Origin of the sequence: uncultured Brachybacterium sp. (assembly GCF_947500705.1) — a bacterium.
GTDB lineage: Bacteria > Actinomycetota > Actinomycetes > Actinomycetales > Dermabacteraceae > Brachybacterium.
The window spans coordinates 23,525-37,884 of the sequence record NZ_CANMSY010000005.1 but is presented as its reverse complement, the minus strand read 5'-3'; the positions used below and the strand labels follow the sequence as shown (position 1 = coordinate 37,884).

Annotated in this window: 19 protein-coding genes; 10 read left to right on the top strand and 9 right to left on the bottom strand. The window is 69.2% G+C overall.

Going from position 1 to position 14,360, the window contains the following annotated elements; genetic code table 11:
• The first annotated feature begins 105 nt into the window (after positions 1 to 105).
• The 3 genes from Q0937_RS10315 (at position 106) to Q0937_RS10305 (ending at position 1,957) form a co-directional block, all read left to right on the top strand.
• Positions 106 to 549 (top strand): FHA domain-containing protein, encoded by a 444-nt coding sequence (locus Q0937_RS10315; protein ID WP_299303274.1) that lies wholly within the window; start codon positions 106 to 108, stop codon positions 547 to 549.
• Between the two features lie 4 nt (positions 550 to 553).
• Entirely contained in the window at positions 554 to 1,246 is a 693-nt protein-coding gene (locus Q0937_RS10310; protein ID WP_299303272.1) for a MerR family transcriptional regulator, read from the top strand.
• Between the two features lie 129 nt (positions 1,247 to 1,375).
• Complete coding sequence (locus Q0937_RS10305; protein ID WP_299303270.1) at positions 1,376 to 1,957, top strand: MerR family transcriptional regulator; 582 nt, start codon at positions 1,376 to 1,378, stop codon at positions 1,955 to 1,957.
• 113 nt (positions 1,958 to 2,070) lie between these two features.
• Here Q0937_RS10305 and Q0937_RS10300 read toward each other — a convergent pair whose 3' ends face one another.
• Complete coding sequence (locus tag Q0937_RS10300) at positions 2,071 to 2,862, bottom strand: ParA family protein (protein ID WP_299303269.1); 792 nt, start codon at positions 2,860 to 2,862, stop codon at positions 2,071 to 2,073.
• Positions 2,863 to 2,956: 94 nt separating this feature from the next.
• Here Q0937_RS10300 and Q0937_RS10295 point away from each other — a divergent pair, with 94 nt between their 5' ends.
• Complete coding sequence (locus tag Q0937_RS10295) at positions 2,957 to 3,976, top strand: methyltransferase (RefSeq protein ID WP_299303267.1); 1,020 nt, start codon at positions 2,957 to 2,959, stop codon at positions 3,974 to 3,976.
• 31 nt (positions 3,977 to 4,007) lie between these two features.
• On the opposite strand, the gene Q0937_RS10290 is transcribed toward Q0937_RS10295, so the two are convergent.
• From Q0937_RS10290 to Q0937_RS10275, 4 genes are read right to left on the bottom strand one after another with little or no spacing between them, the layout of a single operon-like run.
• Positions 4,008 to 4,646 carry a TIGR03085 family metal-binding protein gene (locus tag Q0937_RS10290; RefSeq protein ID WP_299303265.1) on the bottom strand — a complete coding sequence of 213 codons (639 nt, stop codon included), beginning with the start codon at positions 4,644 to 4,646 and terminating at the stop codon, positions 4,008 to 4,010.
• A gap of 1 nt (position 4,647) precedes the next feature.
• Entirely contained in the window at positions 4,648 to 5,649 is a 1,002-nt protein-coding gene (locus Q0937_RS10285; protein ID WP_299303263.1) for a sugar phosphate isomerase/epimerase, read from the bottom strand.
• A gap of 58 nt (positions 5,650 to 5,707) precedes the next feature.
• On the bottom strand, positions 5,708 to 5,830 hold the full coding sequence (locus tag Q0937_RS10280; protein WP_299303261.1) for a hypothetical protein: 123 nt from the start codon (positions 5,828 to 5,830) through the stop codon (positions 5,708 to 5,710).
• The gene (locus Q0937_RS10275; RefSeq protein ID WP_299303260.1) at positions 5,827 to 6,576 is read right to left on the bottom strand and encodes a sugar phosphate isomerase/epimerase; all 750 of its coding nucleotides are present in this window, start codon (positions 6,574 to 6,576) and stop codon (positions 5,827 to 5,829) included. Before Q0937_RS10275 ends, Q0937_RS10280 begins: the two co-directional genes overlap by 4 nt.
• Before the next feature lie 174 nt (positions 6,577 to 6,750).
• Between Q0937_RS10275 and Q0937_RS10270 the strand changes: the two genes are divergently transcribed.
• Positions 6,751 to 7,512 carry a transglutaminase family protein gene (locus Q0937_RS10270; protein ID WP_299303258.1) on the top strand — a complete coding sequence of 254 codons (762 nt, stop codon included), beginning with the start codon at positions 6,751 to 6,753 and terminating at the stop codon, positions 7,510 to 7,512.
• Between the two features lie 17 nt (positions 7,513 to 7,529).
• Here Q0937_RS10270 and Q0937_RS10265 read toward each other — a convergent pair whose 3' ends face one another.
• The 3 genes from Q0937_RS10265 to Q0937_RS10255 all read right to left on the bottom strand — a co-directional run bounded on the left by Q0937_RS10265 (position 7,530) and on the right by Q0937_RS10255 (position 10,034).
• On the bottom strand, positions 7,530 to 7,721 hold the full coding sequence (locus tag Q0937_RS10265) for a hypothetical protein (protein ID WP_299303256.1): 192 nt from the start codon (positions 7,719 to 7,721) through the stop codon (positions 7,530 to 7,532).
• 362 nt (positions 7,722 to 8,083) lie between these two features.
• The gene (locus Q0937_RS10260) at positions 8,084 to 9,133 is read right to left on the bottom strand and encodes a PAC2 family protein (protein ID WP_299303254.1); all 1,050 of its coding nucleotides are present in this window, start codon (positions 9,131 to 9,133) and stop codon (positions 8,084 to 8,086) included.
• Between the two features lie 97 nt (positions 9,134 to 9,230).
• A complete protein-coding gene (locus Q0937_RS10255; protein ID WP_299303252.1) occupies positions 9,231 to 10,034 on the bottom strand; it encodes a TSUP family transporter in 804 nt (267 codons plus the stop codon).
• A gap of 65 nt (positions 10,035 to 10,099) precedes the next feature.
• Between Q0937_RS10255 and Q0937_RS10250 the strand changes: the two genes are divergently transcribed.
• Together Q0937_RS10250 and Q0937_RS10245 are read left to right on the top strand one after the other, a co-directional pair.
• Entirely contained in the window at positions 10,100 to 10,729 is a 630-nt protein-coding gene (locus Q0937_RS10250) for an HAD family hydrolase (protein ID WP_299303250.1), read from the top strand.
• Between the two features lie 31 nt (positions 10,730 to 10,760).
• Positions 10,761 to 11,690 carry a transglutaminase-like domain-containing protein gene (locus Q0937_RS10245; protein ID WP_299303248.1) on the top strand — a complete coding sequence of 310 codons (930 nt, stop codon included), beginning with the start codon at positions 10,761 to 10,763 and terminating at the stop codon, positions 11,688 to 11,690.
• A gap of 55 nt (positions 11,691 to 11,745) precedes the next feature.
• Here the strand turns inward: Q0937_RS10245 and Q0937_RS10240 are convergent, their stop codons facing one another.
• Positions 11,746 to 12,516, bottom strand: a complete 771-nt coding sequence (locus Q0937_RS10240) for a hypothetical protein (protein ID WP_299303246.1) — start codon at positions 12,514 to 12,516, stop codon at positions 11,746 to 11,748.
• Positions 12,517 to 12,612: 96 nt separating this feature from the next.
• Here Q0937_RS10240 and Q0937_RS10235 point away from each other — a divergent pair, with 96 nt between their 5' ends.
• From Q0937_RS10235 to Q0937_RS10225, 3 genes are all read left to right on the top strand, one after another.
• On the top strand, positions 12,613 to 13,182 hold the full coding sequence (locus Q0937_RS10235) for a maltokinase N-terminal cap-like domain-containing protein (RefSeq protein WP_299303243.1): 570 nt from the start codon (positions 12,613 to 12,615) through the stop codon (positions 13,180 to 13,182).
• An 86-nt stretch (positions 13,183 to 13,268) separates the two neighbouring features.
• Positions 13,269 to 13,736 carry a 4a-hydroxytetrahydrobiopterin dehydratase gene (locus tag Q0937_RS10230; protein WP_299303241.1) on the top strand — a complete coding sequence of 156 codons (468 nt, stop codon included), beginning with the start codon at positions 13,269 to 13,271 and terminating at the stop codon, positions 13,734 to 13,736.
• A 1-nt stretch (position 13,737) separates the two neighbouring features.
• Positions 13,738 to 14,328 carry a GNAT family N-acetyltransferase gene (locus Q0937_RS10225; RefSeq protein ID WP_299303238.1) on the top strand — a complete coding sequence of 197 codons (591 nt, stop codon included), beginning with the start codon at positions 13,738 to 13,740 and terminating at the stop codon, positions 14,326 to 14,328.
• The last annotated feature ends 32 nt before the right edge of the window (positions 14,329 to 14,360 follow it).

The window sequence follows — 14,360 nt, the reverse complement described above, 5'->3', positions numbered from 1 at the left end:
CACGCCTGGAAGGTCCCCCACAGGGCGATTCGCATGCAAAGATGGTGGAGCCGAATCCTGTGCGCCATTGCGCAGGGTCCGTTGCAGGCCAGGAAGGGGTGCGAGGTGTCAGGGAACACCGAGTGGAACGACGAGAATCTCGATCACACGTCGAAGCTGAGTGCGATCTCGCCCAACGATCCCCTGGAGGAGACCGAGCCCGGTCTCTCGTCCCAGGATCGCCGGGCGATCGAGAACCTGCCCCCGCGCAGTGCGCTGCTGATCGTGCAGAAGGGCCCGAACCTCGGCGCCCGCTTCCTGCTCGACTCCGAGACCACCATCGCGGGACGCCATCCCAAGAGCGAGATCTTCCTCGATGACGTGACGGTCTCGCGAAAGCACGCCGCCTTCGTGCGTGACGGCGATGGCTTCCTGGTCCGGGATCTCGGCTCGCTCAACGGAACCTATGTGGGCAAGGACCGGGTCGACGAGGCTCGCCTCCACGCCGGTCAGGAAGTCCAGATCGGCAAGTACCGCTTGACCTACCACCTGTTCCACGGGACGGCCTGACCTGATGCCGGCCTCCGCCGCGCGCAGGCCGAGCTCTCCCGCTGCAGCGCGCCTGAGCATCGGGCAGGTGCTCGAGATGCTGCGCGATGAGTTCCCGGACCTCGCGCACTCGAAGCTGCACTACCTGGAGTCCGAGGGCCTGATCTCCCCGGAGCGCAGCGGCACGGGCTATCGCAAGTACAGCCGCGAGGACGTGGACCGTCTCCGCTTCGTGCTGCGCGCCCAGCGGGACCGCTTCTGGCCGCTCAAGGTCATCAAGGAGCACCTACTCGAGCACGGGGTCGACTCCGAGGTCACGTCGATCGCCTCCCGCCCCGGCCCCACCGCCTCGCTCCAGGCGGTGCGTCTGGACCGGCGGGGCCTCGCCCGTGAGGCCTCGGTCGATGAGGCCTTCCTCGCAGAGCTCGAGCAGTACGGGCTGCTCGGCGATGGTGCCCTCTTCTACGGTTCCACCGAGCTGGAGCTCGTCGGCGCAGCTCGGGACCTGGCCGAGCAGGGCCTGCATCCACGCCACCTGGTGATGCTGCGCACCGCCGCGGAGAGGCAGGCGCACATGATCCGTTCGGTCGCCAGCCCGCGCTCCCGCGCCGGCGACTCCGCCGCACGCGGGGAAGCCGAGAACTTCGCACGCGACCTGGGCGAATCGATGATCACCGTGCACGGCGCGGTGCTGCGGACCGCACTCCGGGATCGCTGACCGGGAGAGGGCCGTCACCTCTCCGTGACCTTCGGGCGGCGCGTTGCTGTCGACCGACGGGCACTTCGCGCTACTCTGAGCAGGTGCTCTCACCCTTCCCCCTCGGAGAGCCTGAACCCGGAGGTACCCGTGAACGCCACTGGCGATGATCGCACTGAGCAGTCCACCGTCCCCGCAGAGCCAGCCCAGGGCGTGCTCTTCGACGACATCGTGGATACGCCGGGTGAGCTCGGATATCGCGGCCCCGCCGCGTGCAAGGCCGCGGGCATCACCTACCGTCAGCTCGACTACTGGGCGCGCACCGGGCTCGTGGAACCGGGCGTCCGCGCCGCCCACGGCTCCGGCAGCCAGCGCCTCTACGGCTTCCGCGACATCCTCGTGCTGAAGGTCGTCAAGCGCCTGCTCGACACCGGCGTCTCCCTCCAGCAGATCCGCGTCGCCGTCAGCGCTCTGCGCGAGCGCGGGATCGACGATCTCGCCGGCATCACCCTGATGAGCGATGGCGCCTCCGTCTACGAGTGCACCTCCGCCGAGGACATCTTCGACCTGGTCCAGGGCGGCCAGGGCGTGTTCGGCATCGCCGTGGGCCGGGTCTGGCGCGAGGTGGAGAACGACCTGCTGAGCCTGCCGGGTGTCAACCCTGCTGACGATGCGGCACTCGCGCTCCAGGACGAGCTGGCCGCACGCCGCCGCTCCCGCCAGGCAGGCTGAGCCGGCCCGCACGACCGATGCACAGCAGAACGGCGAGCCCTGGGAAGGGGCTCGCCGTTCTGTTGTGCGGAGCAGATGCGCAGGGCCTGCTGGGATGCAGGACCCGCCGCGCCTCAGGAGTTCTGGCGTGAATCCATCACGGTGGTGAGCAGGGCGTCGAAGTCCTCGGTGAGGCGCTTGCCGGAAGCCCCTTCGTAGCGGTGCAGCGGCACGGCGCCGCCCTGAGCCTGCTGGAGCCCGACGCGCTCCTCGATGATGGGTTCGAGCACGGCGTCGCCGAACAGCTCCCGCAGCTCCGCGAGACGGTACTGATGCTCGACCGAGCGCGGGCGGTAGCGGTTGACCACCAGGCCCAGCGGCTGCAGCCGAGGCGCGATGCCGTCCTCGTGCATCTCGGTGGCGAGCTTCAACGCCCGATCCGCAGCGGTCACCGCGAAGAATCCGGGTTCCGCGACCACCAGGGAGCGATCGGAGGCCGCCAGCGCCATCTGGGTGAGGCCGTTGAGCGAGGGCGGGCAGTCGATCAGCACGATGTCGTACTGGTGGGAGCGCTTGTCGAGGGCCTGTTGCAGGCGGCGCACGTCCTTGGGTGTCGGTGCGGGGGAGTCCATGATCGACGAGCGGCTCGAGCCCGGGATGATGTCCAGGTGGGAGGCCGCTCCGGCCGCCCAGGGCGTCTCGATGATGGCCCGGTCGACGGTCTCGGTGCGCGGCGAGGACAGCACCTCGGCGATGTCCAGCGTGCTCGCCGGCTCGCCGAGCAGCCCCAGGGTCGAGTCGCCTTGAGGATCCAGATCGACCACGAGGGTGTTCACCCCCTGATGCAGGGCGGCAGAGGCCAGGCCCAGGGTCACGGACGTCTTGCCGACGCCGCCCTTCAGGGAACACACACTCACGATGAACACGCTCCGCAGTCTACCGACCACACCTGCACGCCGACGCCACGACGGGCGGTAACCTGCCTGAATCATTCGAAGAACAGCTGATCAGGGGGAATCGATGGGACAGATCACCCACGAGCTGGTGCTCGAGGTGCTCGACGGCTGCGGCGCGAGCGCCCTGCAGGAGGCGGGCCGGCTCGGCTTCGCACGTCTGGTCGGACCGACCGAGCTGGTGCTGAGCACCTCCGACCTCGATGCGGTGCGGGGACTGCGCCGCGTGGTCGCGGCCTCCACAGGCCTTACAGTTCCTGCCCGTCGGCCGCGTGAGCTGCTCGAGACCTCCGTCCAGCAGCGGCTCGGCGAGCTGCTCGAGGACGTGCGTCGCCAGCGGCCCAGGATGCGCTTCCACGGACTCCGCCTCGAGGCCGCCGGTGCCGACACGCCCGATATGCGCCGCCTGGCCGCTGCCGTCGCCGAACTCGCCGAGGTGCCGGTCGCCGAGAACGGCGACCTGGTGATGCGGGTGCGGCGCGGAGCCCCAGCCGGGACGTGGCAGGTGCTGCTGCGCACCACCCCTCGACCGCTGGCCACCCGTGCCTGGCGCACGGTGGACTACCCTGGAGCGGTCAATGCGACCGTCGCCGCGACCGTTCTCGATCAGCTCCAGGTGGGGGCCGACGACACGCTGCTGGACATGACCTGCGGCTCCGGCACCTTCCTGGTGGAGCAGCTGCACGAGGTGGCGCCGGCGCGGGCGGTCGGAGTGGACCTGGACCCCGCCGCGATCGACGCCGCCCGTGAGCACCAGCGCGCCGCCCGACGCAAGGGGAAGGTGGACTGGCTGGTGGGTGACGTGCTGCAGGTGGACCTCGAGCCGGGCTTCTCCCGCTTCGTGACCAACCCGCCCTGGGGCACTCTGCACGGCGAGCACGAGACGAACGAGGAGCTGCTGACCGCGCTGCTGCGCCGGGCCGCAGAGCTCGCCGCCTCGCAGGCTCGGCTGGGCGTGCTCACCCACGAGATCACCAGGATGCAGCGGGTGCTGGAGACCTCACCCGCCGGCTGGCGCCCCGTCGGCGAGCACCGGTTCTTCCAGAAGGGTCACCACCCGCGGCTGTTCCTGCTCGAGCGCGGCTGAGGCCGGGTCGCACGGGCCCGCCTGCCACTCCTCACAGACCTCGTCGGCCGTCCTGCAGCGCGCGCAGCGCTGCCGGCTCCCCGTGGACCTGCACCCTGGCCACCTCATCGCGGCCGCTGACCCACAGCAGCAGCTCGAGCGGCTCGCCATGGACCCGCAGGCTCCCGTCCGAGTGGCGGGCGCGCAGGCGCCTGCCCCCGAGTGAGGAGACCAGGGTGACATCAGCGCGGACCGACATCGTCAGCGGCGCCATCAGGCCGACCGCCCGCCACGCATCTTCGGCCTGTGCGGCAGGAAGGCGCCGGGGCTCCCAGCCGTCCTGCGCCCGGCGCAGGTCCTCGTGATGGATCAGCAGCTCCGACTGGCCGCTGAGCGCATCGAGTCGGCCGATGGGGGAGAGGGGGCCGGGGCCGGCGCGGAAGCCCGCCACCCGCTGTTCCCAGGGAGTCCTGCGGTAGCGCTCGAGCGCCGCTCGGACTCGCCCGGCCAGGGGACCCGGCAGCCGGTGCGCAAGCATCAGGTGCGGTGCCCGCTCCCGCAGGTGCAGATGCTCCAGAAGAGCGGCGGCATCCCAGCCCGGCAGGATCGTCGGTGCCGTGGGGCCGAGGGCGAGGAACGTCGCCGCAAACTCCTCGCGCTCAGTTCCGGAGTTCCTTCCGTGGTCGTTCATCTCAACCCTCCTGGGAGAAGGCGGCGTCGAAGGAGAACTCGGAGGCGGGGTAGTCCAGGCTGCGCAGCAGCTCGATGGCCTCCTTCGCGCCGTGGAGCCGATCCATCCCGGCGTCCTCCCATTCGATCGAGAGCGGTCCGTCGTAGCCGATCGAGCGCAGCGCACGGAATGCTGCATCCCAGGGCACATCTCCCCGACCGAAGGAGACGAAGTCCCAGCCCCGGCGCGGATCGCCCCAGGGCAGGTGCGAGCCCAGGCGAGTGTTGCGTCCGGTCGTGCGGACCCGGACGTCTTTGCAGTCGACGTGGTAGATCCGGTCCGCGAAGTCGGTGATGAAGGAGACCGGGTCGATCTCCTGCCACATGAAGTGCGAGGGATCCCAGTTCAGGCCGAAGGCTTCGCGATGGCCGATCGCCTCGAGGGTGCGTCGGGTCGTCCAGTAGTCGTAGGCGATCTCCGAGGGGTGAACCTCGTGGGCGAATCGCACCCCGCAGTCGTCGAAGACGTCCAGGATCGGGTTCCAGCGGTCGGCGAAGTCCTGATAGCCCTCGTCGATGACGTCCTGGGAGACGGGCGGGAACATCGCCACGTACTTCCAGATCTTCGAGCCGGTGAAGCCGATGACGGTCTTCACGCCCAGCTTCTGCGCGAGCCGGGCGGTGTTCTTCATGTCCTCGGCGGCGCGCTGACGCACGCCTTCGGGGTCGCCGTCGCCCCAGACATCGGCGCCGACGATCGCCTGGTGGCGGAAATCGATCGGGTCATCGCAGACCGCTTGGCCCTTGAAGTGGTTGGAGATCGCCCAGCACCTCAGCCCGTGCTTCTCCAGGATCCCCAGTCGCTCGGCGACGTACTCGTCGTCGTCCCAGCGCGAGGCGTCCAGGTGCTCGCCCGAGACGGAGATCTCGAGCCCGTCATATCCCCAGCCGGCTGCGAGCTCGGCGACCTCGTCGAGGGTGAGGTCGGCCCATTGGCCGGTGAACAGGGTGTGCGGATGGGACATGGGGTGATGCTCCTTCTCGGGGTGGTTCTCAGGAACAGCGGGGCAGGGGTGCTGCAGATCAGAGCGTGGCAGCCGCGTGATCGAAGTCCACGGGCATCTGCGCGAAGTGGGTGAGGTACTGGGCGGCGATGACGCCCGCGCCGATGATGCCCACTCCGACGAGGCCGGTGGTCCGGCTCATGCCTGGGCCTCGCGGAGATGCTGGGTCAGCACGCGATAGGAGCGGGTGACGGCCTCGAAGATGTCTCCGTCGTAGCCGTCGAACTCGATCACCCCGAGCTCGAGCCAGGGGGCGGCCGCGAGGATCGAGGGCACGTCCATCTCGCCGTCGCCGAGGCTGAGCTGATCGCGCACCTGGCCCTGGAGGGGGCCGTCCTTGAGATGGGCGAGCTGGATGCGCTGGCCGAGCCGGTCCAGCAGGGCGGCCGGGTCGGTCCCGCCGACGGCGGACCAGAAGGTGTCCAGCTCGAGCACCACCCGCGGATCGAGATGATCGACCAGGACCTCCAGGCCGCAGCGCCCCTCGAACACCGGGCGGGCCTCGAAGTCGTGATTGTGATAGCCGACGCGCACCCCGTTGTCCGAAGCGATCCCGGCGAGCTCGCCCAGCCGCTCGGCGGTGGCTCGGATGTCGTCCTCGCGCGTCCAGTGCGCGCGGTCCCGATGCGGGTCGATCACCGTCCGCACGCCGAGCGCGGCGGCGGTGGCGAAGACCTCGGCGGGATCCTCGGCTCCGAGCAGCGAGACGTGGGCGGAGGGGGCGGTCAGCCCGTACTGCGGCAGCAGCTCTCGGAGGGTCTCCGCATGGTCCATCAGACCGTAGGGCTCGACGCTGGTGAACCCGATCTCGGCAAGTCGCTGGAGGGTGCTCGCAGGGTCGGCGGCGAATGCCTCGCGCACGCTGTAGAGCTGGACGGAGATCTGCACTGCTGCTCCTGGAACCGGACCGGAGGACCGGGGAATAGGTGGTGACGACTGGGTCACAACTCTATGTGCCAGATCACGCACCGGCAAAGGCAGGCGGCAGCGCGCGCCTCCGCCTCCCAGATGCTGGACACTGGAGGGGTGAAAAGACATGTGCGCGCGTGGATGAGGGCCGAAGTGGCCGCAGGCACCGACATCGCCCTGCTGGTGGCGGTCTCCGACGCCCCTGCTGCGGAGGAGTCGCTGCAGGTTCTCGCAGACGGGGTCGAGCATCCTGTCACCGAGACCCGTGACCGCTTCGGCAGCCGGCTGCACCTGCTGCACGGCCTTCCCGAGGGGGCGGTGGAGATCGTCTACGAGGCGACAGGGGTGGGCGCTGCCGACGTGCCGCCGAGCGACGAGTCGGATGCCGTGCTGCATCTGCGTCCCTCGCGCTACTGCGAGGTCGATGAGTTCGAGCGGATCGCCGCGGAGATCGTCGGCGACACCACCGGAGCAGGCACCGTGGAGGCGGTGGTCGACTGGGTGCACGACCACCTGGATTATGTGCCCGGCTCGAGCACCATCACGGATTCCGCCCGTTCGACGTACCTGGCGCGTCAGGGGGTGTGCCGCGACTACGCCCATCTCACCGCGACGCTGCTGCGCGCGAGCGGGATCCCCGCCCGGTGCTCGTCCGTCTATGCACCAGGGCTCAGTCCGATGGACTTCCACCTGGTGGTCGAGGCGCTGGTCGACGACACGTGGCAGGTGGTCGATGCGACGCATCTGGCGCCTCGCGCCTCGATGGTGCGGATCGCGACCGGCCAGGACGCGGCGGACACCGCCTTCATGACCACCTTGGCAGGGAACGTCACGCTCACCGGCATCCAGGTCACCGCCGTGGTGGATCCTGAGCTGCCGTGGGAGATGCCGGGGGAGTCGCTCCCGCTGCGCTGAAGCGCGCTGCTCCGCCGCTATGCGACGCTCCGCTGCAGCTCGTTCGACGTGAGACGAACCTCGGCCAGGGCATCGCTCAACCCGCCCGATGGGAATGGTCCGACCGTGACTTCTTCCCCGCCGCTGCTGCACGTGATCCAGATGCCCGCGGAGTCCGAGGTGATCGTCAGAGCGTCGCCGTCGGGGTCGGTGAGCTCGACGGCGTTCATCGGTTGTCCTGCTCTGCAGTTCATGGGCTATACCTCTATGCGGCTGGGCCGGAGAGGATCAGGACGTGATGACCCCCGTTGACTCGATTCCACCGCGGCCACCTCAAGTCATCCGTCGGGAACCGATGAGGATTGGCGCAAGATCCGGCGCAGATTCAGGACAACCGTCTTGAGGTTCTCTCCGGAGGGTTGTCGTCGCGAAGGCATGATCGCTGCGTGCGGGTGCGCCCGAGCTCGGCGACACCTCAGTTCGAGCGGCCCGACCGGGCTCACCTCTCCAGCAGGACCAGCGTTCTGCAGTGTGTCAGCACCCGGTGTCAGCACCCACGCGGCGTGGGGCCTCGTGAGCGTCAGCCCGCTGCTCAGGCTTCCGGATCCTGCGTGTCCGTCGGTCTGCTCGGAGAATCCGGATCGCTCGGTGCACCGGCGGGTGGGGTCTCAGGATCGTCGAAGGTGCCGGGCCCGCTCTGCGCCTCGGGAGTGCCCGGGGCGTCCGGCCCGTCGGGGTCCGAGGTGCTCTCGCCGTCCTCGCCCTCCGCGTCGAAGCTCGCGAGGTACTCCTCGACCTCGGCGGCGATCGCGTCCGCAGTGGGGACCTCGGCGTTGGCGCCGGAGGTGATCATGCGATCGAATCTCTTCTCGAGGCTCTGGACCATCTCCTGCAGCTGGGGCTGGGCGTCGATCTGTGCCGCCACCGCCTCGCGCACCGGCCCTGCCTGGGACTCGAGCGCGTCCAGGGGGAGCTCCGGTCCCTGCTCCTCGGTGATCGCCCCGAGCAGGGCGATCGCCGCATCCGGATAGGTCATCTCGTGCAGATACTGGGGGACGTGCACCGTCAGCCCCACCACCTCATGGCCGCCCTCGGCCAGGCGCATGGTCAGCAGCGCGGTGAAGGGGGCACGCAGCCGGAAGCTGCCCGGCATGGTGCGGCGCACGGTGATCGAGTCCGGGTCGCCGGCGAAACGGGTCACCGGCAGCTCACGGGTGTGGGGGACCGGCGCCGGGAAACCCTGCAGCAGCAGGGTGCGCTCGATGCCCAGCTGCTCGACCACGATCCGCAGCGCGCCGGCGACACGCTCCCACTGGAACGACGGCTCCGGCCCGGTGAGCAGGAAGAAGGTCTCGCCGTCGAGCGCGGTCACCTCGTGCAGGAGGATCTCCGGCTTCTCGTATTCCGTGAAGTGGTCGAGCTGGAGGGTCACCTCGGGGCGACGGCCCGCGTAGTCGAACACCTGGTCCATGTCGAGCCGGCCCACGACGCGGCTGGAGAGGGTGTTGAGCAGCTGATCGTCGACCATCCGCTGGGCATCGCCGGCATCGCTGTAGGCGCCGAGGGTGATGAGCAGGGTCCGGCCGCGCAGGGCGCGCGAGTCGACGTGACGCTCGTAGGTGAACAGAGTCGTCGGATCCATCATGACCTCCAGGGCGACAGGCCGCGGGAGAAGCGGCGCGGGTGACGCTCTTTGCAACGAGATCCGCGGCAGGCCTATTCCATCCTGAGCGGACACATCACGTGAGCAGCGCCACCGAATCGACCGCGAGGCGCAGCGCGAGCGCGCCGGTGACTACCAGGAACACCACCCGCACGAACCTCGATCCGAGCTTGAGCGCGAGCCGGGCCCCGAGGTAGCCACCGGTCAGGTTCGCGAGCGCCATCACCGTCCCGAGGATCCACCACACCTCGCCCTGCAGTCCGAAGACCAGCAGCGCGCCGAGGTTGGTGGTGAGGTTCGCGACCTTCGCGTGGACGCTCGCCTCGAGGAAGCCGTATCCCAGCAGCGCGACCATCGCGATGATGAAGAAGGTGCCGGTTCCGGGACCGAGGATCCCGTCGTACACGCCCACCGCGCCACCGATCCCGCCCGAGCGCAGCACATGGGCACGGCCGCTGTGGAGGGGCTCGTGCACGAGCCCCATCGCGGGCCGCAGCAGGGTATAGGTGCCCACGGCGAGGAGCGCGACCAGCACGATGGGGGAGAGCCAGGGCCGGGGGAGGTAGGACGCCAGGCCTGCGCCCAGGGCGCTCCCGGCGAGCGCGCACAGCACCAGCGGCACGGCGGTCGCCACCACCGGGGTGATCCGTCGGACGTAGGTCCAGGAGGAGATGGCAGTACCCGCCGCGGAGGCGACCTTGTTCGTGCCCAGCACCGCGCCGGTGGAGGCGTCGGCCGGCAGAGCCGTCAGCAGTGCGGGCAGCTGGATCAGCCCGCCCCCTCCGACCACCGCATCCACCCAGCCCGCCACGAACGCGGCGCCGATCAGCAGCACGAGCGTGAGGGCGGAGAGCTGGAGCAGCTGATCGAGCAGGGGCACCGGTTCAGTGAACACCGGCAGCCGCGCGGGCGACGAATCAGTCCGCTCCCTGACAGACTGTTCGGATGCGAGCAGTGATCTGGGACCTCGGCGGCACTCTGGTGGACACCTATCCCGATGTGGACCGTGCCCTCGCCTCGGCGCTCGATCCGCAGCCCGGCGAGGAGCTGATGGGCGAGGTGGGGCAGCTGACGCGCATCTCGAGCTCCCACGCGATCAGCACCCTCGCCGCCAGGCACGAGGTGTCGGAGCGCCGGTTGCGCACCGCCTATGAGGCGACGAAGCAGCACTGGCAGGAGCATCCGCCCGCGGTGATGGACGGAGCCCGGGAGCTGCTCGCAGCGGTGCACGGGTCGGGCGGCCTGAACCTGGTGGCGACGCACCGGGAACGGGGCAGCGCCACCGCACTGCTCACGGCGCTGGAGCTGCCGATCGATGACCTGGTCTGCGCACCCGACGGCTTCGCGCGGAAGCCCGATCCGGCGATGGTGCTCGCCCTCCTGGCAAGGCACTCGCTCGCGCCCATGGACTGCCTCGCGGTGGGCGACAGACCCGGTGATGTCATCGCGGCCCGTGCCGCGGGTGTGCGCGGGGTGCTGCTGGAGACCGCCGGCATCGAGCTGGATGCCGGGGACGCCGAGCGGGTCACCTCGCTGCACGCCGTCCGGTCACTGCTCGACCGGCCTGAGCGGTGACACGGGCGAGCACCGCCTCCATACTGGATCGATGGCACTGACGCTCTCGACCCTGCCCGTCCCCTCGGACTGGACTCCCCAGACCGTGTTCAGCGACCCGGGCGAACATGCGGCGCTCTTCGACGAGATCCCACCCGTACCGGAAGCCATCGGGCCGGTGGTGCGAACCCTTCTGGCCCACTACCGCGCCGAGGCCGAGCATCTGCCCGCCAGCAGCCGGGCGGACGTGGACCTGCGCTGGGTCGCCGCGCAGCTCTCCTTGGACCAGCAGCGCCACCCGGGACTGCCGCTCACCGCGGAGCGGGCGATCGGGGATCGACTGCAGGGCTGCTGCCGCGACCACACACTGCTCGCCGTGAGCATCCTGCGCCATCACGGGATCCCGGCGCGCAGCCGCGTCGGCTTCGCCGACTACTTCCGCGAAGGGTGGCATCACGACCACGTGGTGGCGGAGATGTTCGACGGGCAGCGCTGGCGGCGCTTCGATCCCGAGGTCGCCCCGGAGTTCGGCCTGCTCCCGGACCCGCTGGACCTGGCCACCGGCCCGGATGCACCCTTCACCACCGCGGCCGAGGCCTACCTCAACCTGCGGGACGGCTCGCTGGACCCCTCCTCGTACGGCGTGGCCCCCGATCATCCGCTCAGCGGTGCCGACTTCGTGCTCTCCGAACTCTTCTGGGAGCTCGCGCACCGCTATGGGGACGAACTGCTGCTCTGGGACGGCTGGGGCGCGATCCCACCGCCGGGGGAGTCGCACGGGGAGGGACTGCTCATCATGCTCGACGAGATCGCCGCGCAGCTGGTGGCCGCCGACGCCGGGGACATGGAGGTCGAGCGCACCCTCTACGAGCGCTATCGGCGCGATCCACAGCTTCACCCCGGCGCTGCAGTGCTGCAGTTCTCCCCGACGGGCACCGAACCGGTGCTGGTGCCCCTGGGCGACGCGGCCGGGTCCCGCTGAGGCTCACCCGCCTACTGGTGGGCGGATCACTTCCTCACGATGGCCGACGGTCGGATCAGCGGGGAGCTGGCGATCCCTCCCGCGGCTTGACCGGAGGCAGCACCGCAGGATCCAGGCGCAGCATCCCGTTGCGCGCATCATGCTGGAAGAGGCTGAGCAGGGACGCGAAGGCGACGGCGACACCGCTCATCTCCAACAGCTCCTCGAGCATCGTGCCGTAGATGTAGGCGTTGTTCACGATGTGGTCGTTGCCGGCGAGGATCATCCCGTTCATGCTCTCGACACCGATCGCGCCGAGCAGGAAGAGCGCCCCACCGAGGAACAGTCCGTTGCGAGCCCGGGCGGGCAGGGCGAGGACCAGGCGAAGCAGCAGCACCCCGATCACCAGTGCGATCGGTGCACCGAACAGCACCCACGAGAATCCGAGGTCGAAGGGCAGGCGCTCGAGCAGACGGTCCGCCGGCAGGTCCAGGCGCTCATGCACTTCGAGGTATTCATCCACAGAGGCGAACAGCGCCACTGCGGTGAGCAACCACCAGGAGCGGCGATGCGCCGAGCGGGCGACCGCGATCGCCGCGGACAGCGCACCCACCAGCAGCCACAGCCCGGAGTTGTACCAGGTGGCCATGTTGTACTCGCGCCCCACATCGAAATACCAGAACACCGTGTGCAGGTTCTGCGAGAGCACTCCGGTGGTGCGCTGATGCGCGAGCAGGAACACCAGGGCGATCACGATGATCGCCGCGGCCACAGCGATGAGCCAGAGCGCCACCTTGTGGAGAGTCAAGGGGCGGAAGTGGTGCGTCTCAGGCGAACTGGGCGTCATGCGGGAAGTCTATGAATATTTGATGAGGTCCCGAGGAACCTCCGATGTGGGAGCTCTCATGCGTGTCGCGGGGGAGCATGGCACTACCGTGGAGACATGGCGATCATCTACCGGGCCGAGCTCAGCCCCAACAAGACCGAGATCCTGCACAGCTTCCTGTCCGAGCGTTCCTGGGGCGAGACCGGTGAGCTCGAGCTGCTCGGTACCTACCGCTTCGATGACCCCGAGGGTGAGGTCGGCGTGGAGTGCCATCTGGTGCGCATGGGGGAGACGACCTACCATCTGCCGCTGACCTATCGACCGGCCCGGGTCGACGGTGCTGACGAGCATCTGCTGGCCACCATGCAGCATTCGGTGCTCGGGGAGCGTTTCGTCTACGACGGCCTGGCCGATGAGACCGCGCTGGACTGCTTCCGTCGCGCGATCTGCGGGGAGCAGCAGCAGGCAGTGTTGGAGATCCACGACGAGGATGGGACGCTGAGCGAGACGCTGCCGCAGAGCGTGACACTCAGCCTCGAGGTCGACGAGGGCGAGCAGCCGCCGACGGGCGACGAGCTGCTGGAGGGCGCGCCGTTCACCATCGCCCGCACCATCGGTGATCTCGACGGCACCGTGCGGCTGCTCGCCACCTGGTCCGACGGACAGGGCGTCGTCGCCGCGTTCTGAGCACGGCGCACTCGAGACCCTCGGCCAGCAGATCGAGGTGAGCAGGGGACTGGTGGCTGGGTGGGGCCGCGCCTACGCTCAAGCGCATGGACATGCTCGGAACAGCTCAGATCGCCGCAGCCCACCTGAAGGACTGGTGCCAGCTCGCCCAGGGCCTGCACGCCCGGTATCTCATCGACGACTTCGAAGCGGGAGCGCGTTTCCTCGTGGACATCGGCGAGGTCGGAACCGAGCTCGGACATCATCCCCGAGTGACGATGGACGCCGGTCATGTCGATCTGAAGCTGGTCAGTGACGACGCGATCTATCGCGAGGGGGAGACCGAGTACATCGTCCAGTGGGTCACCCAGAAGGACCTGGACCTGGCGCAACGGTTCCATCTTGAGGTGTACGTGACTCCGGAGGTCGCACCGCAGCGGATCGCGGCGGCCGTTGCCGCCGGTGGGACCGTCGTCGATGACGGACAGGCACCCTCGCTCGTGGTGATCGCCGACCAGGACGGCAACAGGGGAGCCGTGTGCGCTCCGGCGCCCGCGGCGAGCATGAGGGACTGACATGCCCGACGGACCGACGTACCGCATCGAGCCCCTGGACATCCGGACCTGGCCTGCCTTCGAGGCCCTGGTTCAGCGGCACAACGGCATCTTCGGAGGCTGCTGGTGCCTGTACTTCCATCCTGACTGCGAAGGGCGCGGGGAGAGCTTCGAGGGCAATCGCCTGCTGAAGAAGGCCCATGTCGAGCAGGGGACGGCGCACGCTGCGCTGGTCATGGACGGCGATGAGGCCATCGCCTGGGCCGAGTACGGCACCCCGGAGGAGCTGCCGACGATCCACCACCGCAAGCAGTACGACGCCACCAGCACGACCACGCCGGACTTCCGGATCACCTGTGTCTTCGTCGACAAGCGCCACCGGCGCCAGGGTGTCACCGAGCTGGCGATCACCGGAGCGCTGGAGCAGATCGCGATGGCAGGCGGCGGGAGGGTCGAGAGCTATCCGCACGACCTGACCCACCAGACCAAGAAGATGTCCTCGTCGTTCCTGTACAACGGAACCCGCCGTCTGTACGAGCGGCTCGGTTTCGCCTACGACCGACCCAAGGGGCTGAAGAACTGCGTCATGGTCATGACCGTAGAGCCGGCGTGAGCTGAACAGGACGCCGGGCGCAGGGTGCAGGA

Excerpts from the sequence above, each read along its gene's own strand:
- Q0937_RS10290 (WP_299303265.1), bottom strand. The coding sequence starts at position 4,646 with ATGAACGACCACGGAAGGAACTCCGGAACTGAGCGCGAGGAGTTTGCG.
- Q0937_RS10265 (WP_299303256.1), bottom strand. The coding sequence starts at position 7,721 with ATGAACGCCGTCGAGCTCACCGACCCCGACGGCGACGCTCTGACGATC.
- Q0937_RS10235 (WP_299303243.1), top strand. The coding sequence starts at position 12,613 with ATGGCGATCATCTACCGGGCCGAGCTCAGCCCCAACAAGACCGAGATC.
- Q0937_RS10310 (WP_299303272.1), top strand. The coding sequence starts at position 554 with ATGCCGGCCTCCGCCGCGCGCAGGCCGAGCTCTCCCGCTGCAGCGCGC.
- Q0937_RS10250 (WP_299303250.1), top strand. The coding sequence starts at position 10,100 with ATGCGAGCAGTGATCTGGGACCTCGGCGGCACTCTGGTGGACACCTAT.
- Q0937_RS10295 (WP_299303267.1), top strand. The coding sequence starts at position 2,957 with ATGGGACAGATCACCCACGAGCTGGTGCTCGAGGTGCTCGACGGCTGC.
- Q0937_RS10285 (WP_299303263.1), bottom strand. The coding sequence starts at position 5,649 with ATGTCCCATCCGCACACCCTGTTCACCGGCCAATGGGCCGACCTCACC.
- Q0937_RS10260 (WP_299303254.1), bottom strand. The coding sequence starts at position 9,133 with ATGGATCCGACGACTCTGTTCACCTACGAGCGTCACGTCGACTCGCGC.
- Q0937_RS10230 (WP_299303241.1), top strand. The coding sequence starts at position 13,269 with ATGGACATGCTCGGAACAGCTCAGATCGCCGCAGCCCACCTGAAGGAC.
- Q0937_RS10240 (WP_299303246.1), bottom strand. The coding sequence starts at position 12,516 with ATGACGCCCAGTTCGCCTGAGACGCACCACTTCCGCCCCTTGACTCTC.
- Q0937_RS10245 (WP_299303248.1), top strand. The coding sequence starts at position 10,761 with ATGGCACTGACGCTCTCGACCCTGCCCGTCCCCTCGGACTGGACTCCC.
- Q0937_RS10225 (WP_299303238.1), top strand. The coding sequence starts at position 13,738 with ATGCCCGACGGACCGACGTACCGCATCGAGCCCCTGGACATCCGGACC.
- Q0937_RS10280 (WP_299303261.1), bottom strand. The coding sequence starts at position 5,830 with ATGAGCCGGACCACCGGCCTCGTCGGAGTGGGCATCATCGGCGCGGGC.